The sequence below is a fragment of the Bacillus sp. AF23 genome (assembly GCF_020861455.1).
GTDB lineage: Bacteria > Bacillota > Bacilli > Bacillales > Bacillaceae > Bacillus > Bacillus halotolerans.
On sequence record NZ_JAJHVY010000012.1, the window covers coordinates 106,146 to 119,942 of the forward strand.

Annotated in this window: 15 protein-coding genes and 1 riboswitch; of the genes, 12 read left to right on the forward strand and 3 right to left on the reverse strand. The window is 44.1% G+C overall.

Annotated elements, in window-relative coordinates; all coding sequences use genetic code 11:
* Positions 1-44: 44 nt before the first annotated feature.
* Positions 45-197 (reverse strand): YpzG family protein, encoded by a 153-nt coding sequence (locus tag LNN34_RS04170; protein ID WP_003153548.1) that lies wholly within the window; start codon positions 195-197, stop codon positions 45-47.
* 166 nt (positions 198-363) lie between these two features.
* Here LNN34_RS04170 and LNN34_RS04175 point away from each other — a divergent pair, with 166 nt between their 5' ends.
* Together LNN34_RS04175 and LNN34_RS04180 are read left to right on the forward strand one after the other, a co-directional pair.
* Positions 364-552 carry a hypothetical protein gene (locus LNN34_RS04175; protein ID WP_229042794.1) on the forward strand — a complete coding sequence of 63 codons (189 nt, stop codon included), beginning with the start codon at positions 364-366 and terminating at the stop codon, positions 550-552.
* 102 nt (positions 553-654) lie between these two features.
* The gene (locus tag LNN34_RS04180) at positions 655-2,580 is read left to right on the forward strand and encodes an ATP-dependent DNA helicase (protein ID WP_229042795.1); all 1,926 of its coding nucleotides are present in this window, start codon (positions 655-657) and stop codon (positions 2,578-2,580) included.
* Between the two features lie 45 nt (positions 2,581-2,625).
* On the opposite strand, the gene kduD is transcribed toward LNN34_RS04180, so the two are convergent.
* Both kduD and kduI read right to left on the reverse strand, forming a co-directional pair.
* Complete coding sequence (gene kduD, locus LNN34_RS04185) at positions 2,626-3,390, reverse strand: 2-dehydro-3-deoxy-D-gluconate 5-dehydrogenase KduD (protein WP_229042797.1); 765 nt, start codon at positions 3,388-3,390, stop codon at positions 2,626-2,628.
* 1 nt (position 3,391) lies between these two features.
* Positions 3,392-4,219, reverse strand: coding sequence for a 5-dehydro-4-deoxy-D-glucuronate isomerase (gene kduI, locus LNN34_RS04190; RefSeq protein WP_202647423.1), 828 nt, complete (start codon positions 4,217-4,219; stop codon positions 3,392-3,394).
* A gap of 223 nt (positions 4,220-4,442) precedes the next feature.
* Here kduI and LNN34_RS04195 point away from each other — a divergent pair, with 223 nt between their 5' ends.
* The 10 genes from LNN34_RS04195 to fbpC all read left to right on the forward strand — a co-directional run bounded on the left by LNN34_RS04195 (position 4,443) and on the right by fbpC (position 13,797).
* Positions 4,443-5,462, forward strand: coding sequence for a LacI family DNA-binding transcriptional regulator (locus LNN34_RS04195; protein WP_202647422.1), 1,020 nt, complete (start codon positions 4,443-4,445; stop codon positions 5,460-5,462).
* Between the two features lie 34 nt (positions 5,463-5,496).
* On the forward strand, positions 5,497-6,471 hold the full coding sequence (kdgK, locus tag LNN34_RS04200; RefSeq protein WP_059336606.1) for a 2-dehydro-3-deoxygluconokinase: 975 nt from the start codon (positions 5,497-5,499) through the stop codon (positions 6,469-6,471).
* A gap of 1 nt (position 6,472) precedes the next feature.
* Entirely contained in the window at positions 6,473-7,063 is a 591-nt protein-coding gene (eda, locus tag LNN34_RS04205; protein ID WP_059352460.1) for a bifunctional 4-hydroxy-2-oxoglutarate aldolase/2-dehydro-3-deoxy-phosphogluconate aldolase, read from the forward strand.
* A 49-nt stretch (positions 7,064-7,112) separates the two neighbouring features.
* Positions 7,113-8,105, forward strand: coding sequence for a 2-keto-3-deoxygluconate transporter (gene kdgT, locus LNN34_RS04210; protein ID WP_044155406.1), 993 nt, complete (start codon positions 7,113-7,115; stop codon positions 8,103-8,105).
* Between the two features lie 112 nt (positions 8,106-8,217).
* Positions 8,218-9,723 carry a carboxypeptidase M32 gene (locus tag LNN34_RS04215; RefSeq protein WP_099043187.1) on the forward strand — a complete coding sequence of 502 codons (1,506 nt, stop codon included), beginning with the start codon at positions 8,218-8,220 and terminating at the stop codon, positions 9,721-9,723.
* Positions 9,724-9,868: 145 nt separating this feature from the next.
* Positions 9,869-9,968, forward strand: a riboswitch (purine riboswitch).
* A 91-nt stretch (positions 9,969-10,059) separates the two neighbouring features.
* Complete coding sequence (xpt, locus tag LNN34_RS04220; protein WP_229042799.1) at positions 10,060-10,644, forward strand: xanthine phosphoribosyltransferase; 585 nt, start codon at positions 10,060-10,062, stop codon at positions 10,642-10,644.
* A complete protein-coding gene (gene pbuX, locus LNN34_RS04225) occupies positions 10,641-11,957 on the forward strand; it encodes a xanthine permease PbuX (protein ID WP_229042800.1) in 1,317 nt (438 codons plus the stop codon). Before xpt ends, pbuX begins: the two co-directional genes overlap by 4 nt.
* 72 nt (positions 11,958-12,029) lie before the next feature.
* Positions 12,030-13,127, forward strand: a complete 1,098-nt coding sequence (locus tag LNN34_RS04230) for a type III polyketide synthase (protein WP_059352465.1) — start codon at positions 12,030-12,032, stop codon at positions 13,125-13,127.
* A gap of 3 nt (positions 13,128-13,130) precedes the next feature.
* A complete protein-coding gene (locus tag LNN34_RS04235; RefSeq protein WP_059336600.1) occupies positions 13,131-13,637 on the forward strand; it encodes an isoprenylcysteine carboxyl methyltransferase family protein in 507 nt (168 codons plus the stop codon).
* A 70-nt stretch (positions 13,638-13,707) separates the two neighbouring features.
* Positions 13,708-13,797 (forward strand): Fur-regulated basic protein FbpC, encoded by a 90-nt coding sequence (gene fbpC, locus LNN34_RS04240; protein WP_100069434.1) that lies wholly within the window; start codon positions 13,708-13,710, stop codon positions 13,795-13,797.

Consider the following 13,797-nt stretch of genomic DNA (forward strand, 5'->3'; position numbering starts at 1 on the left):
CGATATTCGACAGCCTGTAAGCATCTTTACAGTTTATCCTGCCATTACCAGCGGTGCGCTTTTGCGTTGCTCCGTAAAATAATGTTGGTCTGGGACATTTCGGTGTGGCCGTTCACCTGCGATTTAGAGCGTTTCGGCCGCGTCCAATTGTGATGAAACAATTCAGAATGCTGATCTAATCGATCTTTATAACTCATGTAACCATCACTCCCGGATAGAATAAATTTGTGAAGATGGATATTCGATCGAATATCTGTTGTAGTTTGTGCAGGTCACGTGCTAAACATTCAGGAGGGCATGTATAGAAAGTGAAGTATCGGCATAGAATGATGATTATTTCTTTTGAGAGGTGATCCTTATTTTATGCTGAACAGCGAGCACTTCAGTAAAATACAAAAGGCGTTAGACGCAACTGCCTCCCAGCTACAGGAAGCCGGAGCGGAGTTCGATCCTTCCGCCATGACTTCCGCACAGGAAGCTCTAGAAAATGCGGTAAAACATACACATTCAACAGACCATCCGTTTTTATGTTCACATGTTAATCGGAAATGAAATGAAAAAAACTTGGCCTCGCCAAGTTTTTTTGTTGTATTGTAAAGGGTTAAATGATATTATAGATGGTCTGAATGCCGAATAGTTGGGGGTTGGAACTGGGTGACAACATCACGTTTGCCTTTTTCTTTAACGAAAACAAAGAATTTTTATGAAGAATTGAACAATTGGATTGGTGACGTGTTTTACGATATTCTTCCCGAAAAAGGGTTTGATCTTCGAGATGAGCAAGTGTTCATGGCTTTTCAGCTGGAACGGGCGTTTAAAGAGAAAAAAGTCATGTTTGCCGAAGCCGGAGTAGGAACGGGGAAAACACTTGTTTACCTTCTTTTTGCGATCAGTTATGCAAGATATGTCGGAAAACCCGCTATTATCGCTTGTGCTGATGAAACGCTAATCGAACAGCTCGTGAAAAAAGAGGGAGACATTTCGAAGCTGGCTGAACATTTAAATCTTAAGATTGACACAAGGCTATCGAAATCACATGAGCAGTATCTATGCTTGAAAAAGCTTGAAAAAACAATGCAGCGATCTGATGATGAAAAGTGGCTTGATCTTTATGAAGCTTTACCGTCATTTGTCCATGAGTCACAGGCCATGCAGCGGTTTTATCCATACGGTGACCGAAAGCAGTACGCTAACCTTTCGAATGAAGAATGGTCGCAAGTAAGCTACGACTCGTTTCAAGATTGCCTGACATGTGATATGAGACATAGATGCGGCTTGACGCTATCAAGAGATTATTATCGCAAGTCAACAGACTTGATCATTTGTTCTCATGATTTCTATATGGAACATGTATGGACGGAAGAATCGCGCAAACGGGAGGGACAGCTGCCGCTCTTGCCTGATCATAGTGCGGTTGTATTTGATGAAGGGCATCTGTTAGAGTTTGCTGCGCAAAAAGCATTAACCTACAGAGTCAAGCAATCAACTCTTGAATTATTTTTAGAACGTTTGCTTCAAAATGACATTAGAGAAGAATTTGCTGAATTGATAGAAGACGCACTTGCTGCAAACGACGAATTTTTCTATGTTCTTTCTGAAGAATCAAGAGAAGTTGCCGGGTCGCACCGTTTGGAAATAAAGAATGATCAGCGTGTCAAAAAGGCGGCGGACGAGCTGTGCCGGTTGCTTGATAAAATTGGTGAAGCACTCGTATTTGAGTCAGAAATGTACACCATTGATCAATACGAGCTGTCAGTGGTAGAGGAATACGTTGAGCAAATGGCGTATTCATTATCTTTATATCAAAAGGATGCGATCAGCTGGCTGGAGCAAAAGGAAGCGGAATCCACTTTTGTCGTGATGCCGAGAACAGTAGCAGAAGTGCTTGGCGAGAAAGTGTTTTCAAAGAAAATTCCGTATATCTTTTCTTCTGCAACGCTGTCAGAAGGCGGTTCGTTTGACTATATTGCGGACAGTCTGGGGATTCACGATTACTTATCGTTAACGGTTGATTCTCCTTATGATTATGACGAACAAATGACCGTTACCCTTTATGGGAAAACAGAAATGAGCGCAGAACAAAAAACAGCTCAAACAATAGAGACAATTAAGCACTATAAAGGCAGAACGCTGGTGCTCTTCCCGTCTTTTGAGGAATTAAACGAGTTTAAGGAGCTCGCAGCTGCTTGGGAGCTGCCGTATCCGATTTACTTTGAAGGCGACGAGGAAATCAGCAGCTTAGTAGAAAAATTCCAGGGGGAAGAGGAAACGGTTTTATGTTCAGTTCACCTATGGGAAGGGCTTGATATACCTGGTGACGCACTGAAGAATGTCACGATCTGGTCATTGCCGTTTCCGCCTCATGACCCTGTATTTACGGCAAAACGCAACAGTGCGAGAAAAGACCCGTTTGAAGAGGTTGACCTTCCGTATATGCTGTTGAGAGTGCGGCAGGGGATTGGCCGTCTGATTCGCTCAAATCAAGACAGCGGCTCGATTCATATTTATGCGGGCGGAGAAAATGAACGCATCATTGATGAAGTGAAAAAGGTCTTACCTGTTGAACCGCATATGATGTAATCACGAAAAAGCTGATGATCCATGATCATCAGCTTTTTCATTTTGTCAGCGGGCAAGCCAGCCGCCGTCTACTGCTAAAATATGTCCATTGACATAATCCGAAGCGCGAGATGCCAGAAAAACAGCCGTCCCGCCGATATCATCAGCTTGGCCCCAGCGGCCGGCAGGAATCCTTTTTAAAATGTCTTCATTTCGCTTCTCATCATCCCGGATAGGCTGTGTATTGGCAGTTGATATATAGCCAGGCGCTATCGCGTTAACTTGTACGCCGGAAGCAGCCCACTCATTTGCAAACGATTTTGTTAAACCAGCAACGGCATGTTTGCTTGCTGTATAGGCTGGAACAAGAATACCGCCTTGAAAAGAGAGGAGAGAGGCAATATTGATAACCTTCCCGTGACCTCTTTTCAGCATGTGTCTGCCCGCTAGCTGTGTCAGGATAAACAAGCTGTTTAGGTTCACATTCAGCACGTTATGCCAGTTCTCTTCAGCGAAAGTGTCCGCCTTTTCCCGGTGAATAATCCCGGCGTTATTAACAAGGATGTCGATTTGCTGTGTTTCAAACAGTTCAGCCGCTGTATCCTTTATTGCATCAGGCTTACTCATATCCAATGTAAAGGAAGTGAATGTGCGGCCTTTTTGTTCCACAAGCTTCTGTGTTTCAGAGAGGCTGCTTTTATGTGATGTGCCGATAATATCAGCACCGGCGCCTGCCAACGCTTTGGCGATTCCTTGGCCGATTCCCGTACCCGGCCCTGTCACCAGTGCCGTTTTTCCTTCTAATGAAAATGCCTCTTGCAGATAACTCATCTTATTTCAGCCCATCCATCGGCACAAGATCCATGTCCGTAAATGTGTAGTTTTCACCAGCCATCGCCCATACAAAACTGTAGTTAGATGTTCCTGCGCCAGAATGAATGGACCAGGCAGGAGAAAGGACAGCCTGCTTGTTTCCGACGACAAGGTGGCGTGTTTCATCCGGCTGACCCATGAAGTGAAAAACCTTCGAATCCTTCTCAAGATCAAGGTAGAGATAAGCCTCCATCCGGCGATCATGAACGTGTGCCGGCATGGTGTTCCAGTTATTGTTTTCGTCCAGCATCGTGATCCCCATCATCAGCTGACAGCTTTGAATGCCATCTTGATGAATGACTTTGTACAGGCTTCTTACATTTGATGCTGCTGCGTCACCGAGCCGGTCCGGTGTCAGTTCAGAAAGAGCGGCTTTTTGCGTCGGATAGCTTTGATGCGCGCCCGAGGAGACGAAGTAAAACTTTGCTGTTTCTCCGTTTAGGCTTTTAAATGCTACATCCCGATTGCCCATCCCGATATATAGAAAATCCTTTGTTTGAAGCACATATTCATCATCGCCAACTTTAACCGCACCAGGCTGGCCGACGTTAATAATACCGATTTCACGCCGTTCCAGAAAAAAGTCCGTTTTAAGAAAGTCTCCGGCATCAAGCTTCAGTTCGCTCTGTCCGGGTGCTGCACCGCCGATCACAACACGGTCTTCATGGGAGTAATACATGGTCAGCTTATTTTCCGTAAATAACGTATCCATTAAAAAATGACTGCGAAGCTCCTCGGTTGTAAAGCGTTTTACTTGTTCAGGGTGTACAGAGTAACGATTTTCCATTGGATTTCCCCCTTGGTTAGGATTTCAGCATCACTTGAATGAAAATATTTTGGTAACGGTTTCAAAGAAAATTTTAGGATAAATAGAGAAAAGAGTCAACGAAAAGTTTGTGAATAATCCCATTATTAAAAAAATACTTTTCAATTTTAAAAAATATGGTATTCTTGTGTTGTAACGGTTTTGAAATCGGTTTCAAATTATAAGACGATACAGGAGCACTTGAATGAAAAAGAAAACAACAGGCCATATCACCATCAAAGACGTAGCTGAATTTGCAGGAGTATCAAAATCAACCGTTTCTCGTTATATTAACGGGAAAATTGACGCGATTTCTCCTGAAAAGGTAAAAAACATAAAAAAGGCAATCACTGAATTGAATTATCGGCCGAGTAAAATGGCACAAGGCTTGAAAATAAAAAAAAGCAAATTAATCGGATTTGTTGTAGCCGACATTACAAATCCCTTTTCAGTCGCAGCACTTAGGGGAGTAGAAGAGGTTTGTGATCAATATGGCTACAGCATAATGGTGTGCAACACTGATAACAGTCCTGAAAAAGAACGGGAAATGCTGTTAAAGCTCGAAGCACACTCTGTAGAAGGGCTGATTTTGAATGCAACCGGGGAAAACAAGGATATTTTATATTCCTTTGCCGAACAGCAGGTGCCGACAGTATTAATTGACCGCAAATTGCCGGATCTGAAACTGGATACCGTAACGACTGACAACAGAAGAATCACTGAAGAGATCCTTCAGCAGATTTACAGCAAAGGGTACACAGATGTCGCGCTGTTTACCGAACCGATTGCATCCATCAGCCCCCGGGCGGAAAGAGCGGCTGTTTATCAGGAGATTGCTGCGGTGCGAAATGTGAATGGACTCAGGCGAATGTATGAAATTGACGTCAAAGACAAAGAGCAGCTTGAGAAGGCGCTGCGTTCTTTTATGAATGAGATGCCTGAGCAAAAAAAAGCGATTCTTGCTTTAAATGGTTTGATTATGCTGAAAATTATTAGCTGTATGGAAGAAATAGGGCTGCGCATTCCCGAAGATACGGGGATTGCCGGATTCGATGATACGGAATGGTATAAACTCATCGGCCCGGGCATTACAACAATCGCCCAGCCGTCACATGATATGGGCAAGACGGCGATGGAACGCGTTTTAAAAAGGATTGAAGGTGACGAGGGAGCGCCTCAAACCATTGAATTAGAGGCAAAAGTCATCATGAGAAAGTCACTTTAATCCAAAGTGCCCTCAACTAAGGGGAGGTTGGGAAATGAAGCTTGATGCGGTTACTTTCGGCGAATCGATGGCCATGTTTTACGCAAATGAGTACGGAGGCCTTCATGAAGCTTCCACATTCTCAAAAGGACTGGCCGGGGCAGAAAGCAATGTGGCTTGCGGCCTGGCCAGACTTGGCTTTCAAATGGGCTGGATGAGCAAAGTCGGCAATGATCAGCTCGGAACATTTATTCTTCAGGAGCTGAAAAAAGAGGGAGTGGATGTGTCTCGCGTGATCCGGTCTCAGGATGGCAATCCAACGGGGCTGCTGCTAAAGTCTAAAGTGAAAGAAGGCGATCCTGAGGTAACCTATTACAGGAAGAATTCGGCTGCAAGCACTTTAACAGCTGCTGAATACCCAAAAGACTATTTTCAAAGCGCAGACCATCTGCATGTGACAGGTATTCCCCCGGCTTTGTCCGCCGATATGAAAGAATTCGCCTATTATGTGATGAAAGACATGAAACAGGCTGGAAAAACCATCTCATTAGATCCTAACCTAAGACCCGCACTTTGGCCTGATCAAGCAACAATGGCACATACGATTAATGATTTGGCGGGACTTGCGGATTGGTTCTTCCCTGGAATCGCAGAGGGAGAGCTACTGACTGGCGAAAAAACGCCTGAAGGCATTGCAGATTTTTATCTGAAAAAAGGGGCCAGCTTTGTCGCTATTAAACTTGGGAAAGAAGGCGCTTACTTTAAATCAAAGGAAAGTGAAGGATATACAGAAGGCTTCCGGATTGATCAGGTTGTTGACACAGTCGGCGCCGGAGACGGGTTTGCTGTTGGCGTCATCAGCGGAATCCTTGATGGCTTGCCGTACAAGGATGCAGTGCAAAGGGGGAATGCGATCGGCGCATTGCAAGTTCAGGCACCCGGGGACATGGACGGTTTGCCGACAAGGGAAAAACTAGCCGCATTTTTATCTGCTCAAAGAACAGTTCACCACAAGAAAGGGGATTGTTAATATGGAGTCCAATGTAGTAGAAAACCGTCTGAAAGAAGCCAGATTGATTGCAGTCATTCGTTCAAAGGATAAACAGCAGGCCTGTCAGCAGATTGAGAGTTTGATAGATAAAGGGATTCGGGCAATTGAAGTCACTTATACGACACCTGGAGCTTCTGCTATTATTGACTCCTACAGAAATCAGGAAGATGTCTTAATCGGTGCGGGCACGGTCATTACTGCGCAGCAGGCGGGAGAAGCTGCGGAAGCAGGAGCACAATTTATTGTCAGTCCGGGTTTTTCAACAGATCTTGCTGAGCACCTATCGTTTATGAAGACGCATTATATCCCTGGCGTACTGACACCGAGCGAAATTATGAAAGCGTTGACATGCGGATTTACTACATTAAAGCTGTTTCCAAGCGGTGTATTCGGCATCCCTTTTATGAAAAATTTAGCGGGCCCTTTTCCGCAGGTTACTTTTATACCGACTGGCGGGATCCATCCGTCTGAGGTTCCGGAATGGCTCAAGGCAGGGGCAGGTGCCGTCGGAGTCGGAAGCCAGCTGGAAAGCTGTTCAAAAGAGGATTTACAGGCTGTTTTCCAAGTGTAGCCACATAAGGGGTATTGTTTTTCCATAACCGGAGGATGGGAGAATATATATGAAAATCAAAGCGACAATTGAACGGGTACCTGGCGGAATGATGATTATTCCGCTGTTTCTGGGAGCAGCGCTTAATACGTTTGCGCCTGGAACAGCAGAGTTTTTTGGAGGGTTTACGGGTGCGCTTATTACAGGAACCCTTCCCATACTAGGCGTTTTTATCTTTTGCGTTGGAGCGACGATTGATTTCCGTTCTTCAGGCTATATTGCGAGAAAAGGGATTACCTTATTATTGGGAAAGATCGGGTTTGCGGCACTGCTCGGTGTGATTGCGGCTCAATTTATACCCGATGAAGGCATCCAATCCGGATTCTTTGCAGGTCTTTCTGTTCTAGCCATTGTTGCAGTGATGAATGAAACGAACGGCGGCCTCTATTTGGCGCTCATGAATCATATGGGCAGAAAAGAAGATGCCGGCGCATTCGCGTTTATCAGTACAGAATCTGGACCTTTTATGACCATGGTTACATTCGGTGTTACCGGACTGGCTGCTTTTCCGTGGGAAACGCTGGCGGCAACAGTCATCCCGTTTTTGCTCGGCTGCATACTTGGAAATCTTGATCATGATCTGAGAGACTTATTCAGCAAGGTAGTGCCGGCAATCATTCCGTTTTTTGCATTTTCACTTGGGAATACTTTGAATTTCGGAATGCTGATTCAGTCAGGGTTATTAGGCATTTTGGTCGGTGTCTCTGTTGTCATCTTATCCGGCGGCTCCTTGTATTTGCTTGATCGTTTCATTGCCCGGGGAGATGGTGTCGCGGGGGTGGCAGCTTCATCAACAGCGGGAGCGGCCGTCGCCGTGCCATACGCCTTAGCGGAAGCGAATTCTGCGTTTGCACCCGTTGCTGAATCGGCAACTGCAATCATTGCGACAAGCGTTATTGTCACCTCTTTGTTAACACCTCTGGCAACAGTGTGGGCGGATAAAAAAATCAATGCAAAAAAACGAAAAACACCGCCGCCAAACAATCAAATGCCGATAAACTGAGTGATGAAGGCTGCCGATGACTAGGCCGGCAGCCTTTTATACAAACAATTTGACTTTCAAACACCCTTCCAGTAGCCTGTAATGGAACGGCTAGAATAGGGAGGGAATGGATATGGAGATACATACATACGAAAAGGAATTTTTTGATCTTTTAAAAAGAATCTCACATTATAGTGAAGCGGTTGCATTGATGCATTGGGACTCCAGAACAGGCGCGCCGAAAAACGGCTCAGAGGACCGCGCTGAAAGCATCGGTCAGCTTTCGACAGATATATTCAATATCCAGACATCAGATCGGATGAAGGAGCTTATTGACGCGCTTTATGAACGGTTTGATGATTTGGCTGAAGATACGAAAAAGGCTGTAGAGCTGGCAAAAAAAGAGTATGAAGAAAACAAAAAAATTCCTGAAGCAGAATACAGGGAATATGTTATTCTTTGCTCAAAGGCTGAAACAGCTTGGGAGGAAGCGAAAGGAAAATCTGATTTCAGCTTGTTTGCCCCTTATTTGGAGGAGCTGGTCGAATACAATAAACGATTTATTGAATATTGGGGTTATGAAGAGCATCCTTATAATGCATTGCTTGATTTGTTTGAACCAGGTGTGACGGTCAAGGTGCTTGATCAGCTGTTTTCTGAGCTGAAAGAAGCAATCATTCCTCTTATCAAACAAGTGTCAGCCTCAGAGAATAAACCGAATACAAGCTTTATCAGTGAAGTGTTCCCTAAGGAAAAACAAAAAGAACTCAGCCTTTATTTCCTGCAAGAGCTCGGCTACGATTTTGACGGCGGAAGGCTTGATGAAACCGTTCATCCATTTGCGACAACAATGAACCGCGGGGATGTTCGGGTGACGACGAGATATGATGAAAAAGATTTCCGGACAGCTATTTTCGGCACAATTCATGAATGCGGTCACGCGATCTACGAGCAAAATATCGACGAAGCGCTGAGCGGGACGAATTTATCAGACGGTGCTTCAATGGGAATTCATGAATCTCAATCATTGTTTTACGAGAATTTTATTGGACGCAACAAGCATTTCTGGACACCATACTATCAGAAAATACAAGAAGCGTCTCCTGAACAGTTCGGCAACATATCGCTTGATGATTTTGTTAGGGCTGTCAACGAATCAAAACCTTCATTAATCAGAGTTGAAGCGGATGAATTGACGTATCCTTTGCATATTATTATTCGTTATGAAATTGAAAAAGCGATTTTCAGCAATGAAGTATCTGTGGAAGAACTGCCTTCACTTTGGAATCAAAAATATCAGGATTATTTAGGTATTACTCCTTCTGGGGATGCAGAGGGAATCCTGCAGGATGTTCACTGGGCGGGTGGAGATTTTGGCTACTTCCCATCGTATGCACTTGGTTATATGTATGCAGCACAGCTGAAACATAAAATGCTTGATGATCTGCCTGAATTTGATACTCTCTTGGAAAGAGGGGAGTTTCATCCGATTAAACAGTGGCTGACGGAAAAAGTGCATATTCACGGAAAACGGAAAAAGCCATTAGACATTATTAAAGAAGCAACAGGTGAAGAACTGAATGTACGCTACCTGATTGATTATTTGCAAAATAAATACTCAAATCTGTATTTATCTTAATGAAAAAGCCTGGCGTTTCAAACGTCAGGCTCAATTTATTATCGAAATATTCATAAAAAAACGAATGATTTTTCCAAAAAAAGAATTAAAGTTCGGAAATTTTTATTTTTGTCTATGCAAGACCTTAGAATCTTGATATAATTTGTAACAATATAATAGGAACACTCATATAATCGCGTGGATATGGCACGCAAGTTTCTACCGGGCACCGTAAATGTCCGACTATGAGTGAGCAATGAGACCGGACGTGTACGGTTTTTTGTTATTTCAGCATTGCTTGCTCTTTGTTTTGAGCGGGTAATGCTTTTTTTATTATCTAAACGGAGGTATGACAGGATGGAAGCACTGAAACGAAAAATAGAGGAAGAGGGCGTCGTTTTATCAGATCAGGTATTGAAAGTGGATGCTTTTTTAAATCATCAAATTGATCCGCTGCTCATGAAGAAAATCGGTGACGAGTTTGCCGCCAGATTTGAAAAAGACGGAGTAACAAAAATTGTTACAATCGAATCATCCGGAATTGCTCCGGCCGTAATGGCTGGTTTACAAATGGGTGTGCCAGTCGTATTCGCGAGAAAACATAAGTCTTTAACGCTCACTGACAATTTGCTGACATCGTCTGTTTATTCCTTTACGAAGCAAACAGAAAGCCAAATCGCAGTATCAGGAAATCATCTGTCAGGTCAGGATCGCGTTTTGATTATTGATGACTTTTTGGCAAATGGACAAGCCGCACTTGGGCTGGTATCGATCGTACAGCAAGCTGGAGCTTCTGTCGCGGGACTTGGCATTGTCATTGAAAAATCGTTTCAGCCGGGAAGAGAAGAACTTGTGAAGCTTGGCTATCGGGTGGAATCTTTGGCAAGAATTGAATCTTTAGAAAAAGGAAAAGTATCCTTTGTACAGGAGGTTCGTTCATGAAAAACGGATTCGGCAAAACGCTGTCACTGGGGATCCAGCATGTACTCGCCATGTACGCCGGCGCCATTGTCGTTCCCCTGATTGTGGGGAAGGCGATGGGGCTGACGGCGGAGCAGCTGACCTACTTGGTGTCGATTGATATTTTTATGTGCGGTGTTGCTACACTTCTCCAAGTTTGGAGCAATCGGTTTTTCGGCATCGGTCTTCCAGTTGTGCTTGGCTGCACATTTACCGCTGTGTCACCAATGATTGCGATAGGCTCCGAATATGGGGTTTCCGCTGTTTATGGAAGTATTATCGCTTCAGGTATTCTTGTGATTCTCATTTCTTTTTTCTTTGGAAAACTCGTTTCGTTTTTTCCGCCTGTTGTTACAGGTTCTGTCGTTACCATCATTGGCATTACGCTTATGCCGGTGGCCATGAATAATATAGCCGGCGGGGAAGGCAGTCCAGACTTCGGTGATCTTTCTAATCTCGCTCTCGCTTTTATCGTTTTGAGCATCATCGTGCTTCTCTACCGCTTTACAACAGGATTTATCAAGTCCATCTCCATTTTGATCGGTATTTTGATCGGAACATTTATTGCGTATTTTATGGGGAAAGTTCAGTTTGATCATGTTTCAGACGCTGCCTTTTTGCAAATGATTCAGCCGTTTTATTTCGGCACACCGTCTTTTCATGCGGCCCCTATCATTACAATGTCCATCGTTGCCATCGTCAGCCTTGTGGAGTCAACGGGCGTTTACTTTGCTTTAGGCGATCTGACCAACCGCCGTCTGTCAGAAAAGGACTTATCCAGAGGATATCGTGCAGAAGGACTGGCTGTTTTGCTGGGCGGTATATTTAACGCATTTCCTTACACTGCATTTTCTCAAAACGTCGGTCTTGTCCAGCTGACAGGAATCAAGAAAAAAACAGTGATTGTGGCGACAGGCGTGCTTCTAATGGCTTTTGGCCTGTTTCCCAAAATTGCTGCTTTTACGACAATCATTCCATCTGCCGTGTTAGGCGGAGCGATGGTGGCCATGTTTGGAATGGTCATTGCTTATGGCATCAAAATGCTCAGCCGAATTGATTTTGCAAAGCAGGAAAATCTGCTGATCGTTGCCTGCTCAGTGGGGCTTGGGCTCGGTGTAACAGTTGTGCCGGATATATTTAAACAGCTTCCAAGTGCCTTAACACTTCTTACAACAAACGGCATTGTTGCCGGCAGCTTTACAGCTGTTGTCTTGAATGTGATATATAATATGTTTTCGAAAACTGAAAAAACAGAACAGAAAGCTGATGTCAATCAGCAAAAAACAGCAGTGTAAACTCCGCTTCGGCGGAGTTTTTTGCATATAAAAAAGAAAGTTGCGGCACAATGTATGCTAAGAGGTGATCATATGGCGTTTGTTTTGTCGATCGGGACAAGTCTTCCTGAGAATGATGTGGATCAAGAAAAGGCGGCGGAGTTTGCCAGATATATGTTTCAGCATTCCTTTAAAGATATAGAACGGCTGTTAACCTCCTTTAAAAACGGGCAAATTGAATCGAGACAATTTGTGAGACCGATTGAATGGTATAAAGAAGGGCACAGCTTCGAAGAAAAAAATCAAATTTATATAGAGGAAACACTCAGGCATAGCGTCAGTGCTGTTCAAACGTGTCTCGCAAATGCAGCTTATCTTCAAGAACCCATTCCTTATGAAAAAGTGGATGCTGTTTTTTTCGTCTCCAGCACGGGCCTTTCCACACCAAGCATTGAGGCGCGGCTGATGAATGAACTCCCGTTTTCTCCTTATACGAAGCGAATTCCGCTTTGGGGACTTGGCTGTGCAGGAGGGGCGAGCGGACTTGCGCGCGCTGCTGAGTACTGTAAAGCGTATCCGGAGGCTTTTGTTCTTGTCATTGCTGCTGAGCTGTGCAGTCTGACATTTCAGCCTGAAGATAAAACGAAAAGCAATTTGATCGGCACCTCACTTTTTGGCGACGGCATTGCAGCGGCATTATTATGCGGGGAAAAGGCTGACCGCCGGCTGACAAAGCTGCAGCTTTTGCCGAATATATCGGATTCGCAATCTGTATTGATGAAACAATCTGAAGATGTTATGGGCTGGGACTTTACCGATCATGGTTTCAAAGTCATTTTTTCAAGGGATATTCCGACTTTGGTTGAAAAATGGCTGAAGACAAATGTCCAGGCTTTTTTGAATGGACATCAGCTTTCATTCAGTGATATTACGGTCTTTCTGGCTCATCCAGGCGGAAAAAAAGTCATTGATGCATACATTAAATGTCTTGAACTGTCACCTGAGCAGCTTGCGTCTTCGCAAACTATCCTTAAAAAACACGGAAATATGTCATCAGCCACAATTCTGTATGTAATCGACCACCATCTGCAGAGCGGAAGCAAAAATGAAGCAGAACGGGGGCTGATCGGTGCATTGGGGCCGGGATTTTCATCAGAATTGTTGCTGTTCAGCTGGGAAAAGGGGGCGTAACTCATGTTTTGGATGCTAATCACTGTGCTCACTGCTCAAAGAGCAGCGGAAATGGCTGTGGCGAGACGAAACGAACAAAAGGTGAAAAAACAAGGGGCGATAGAATGCGGAGAGGGACATTATCCGTATATCATCACCATGCACATTCTTTTTTTTCTGTCTTTAATTGCCGAAGTACTGCTGCTGCACAAACAGCCTTCAAACTGGTGGTCAGGCATAGCAGCGGCTATATTGGCAGTACAGGCGATTCGATATTGGGCGCTTTGTTCCTTGGGGGCATACTGGAATACAAAAATTCTTGTTGTTCCGGGTGTTGAACTTGTCAAAAAAGGGCCTTACAAATGGCTGAAGCACCCAAACTATACGGTTGTTGTATTAGAAATCATCCTGATTCCGCTCTTGTATCAAGCGTACTTTACCATGTGTCTGTTTTCACTTTTAAATGCCGTTATGCTGTCTGTCAGAATACGTGCAGAGGAGCAAGCATTACGAGAGTATACAGCAAAATAGAGATTGAATATCATTCTCATCCATGTTAGAATGAACTTGAAAAAGATTCTCAATCAGGATGGTGAAGCAAATGACAATGCTGTTTTTGCTTGGGGCAGTTTGTACATATAGTGTATTAATTGGTTTTGTATTGAAAGGAATCTCTAATAAATCTGTTTGA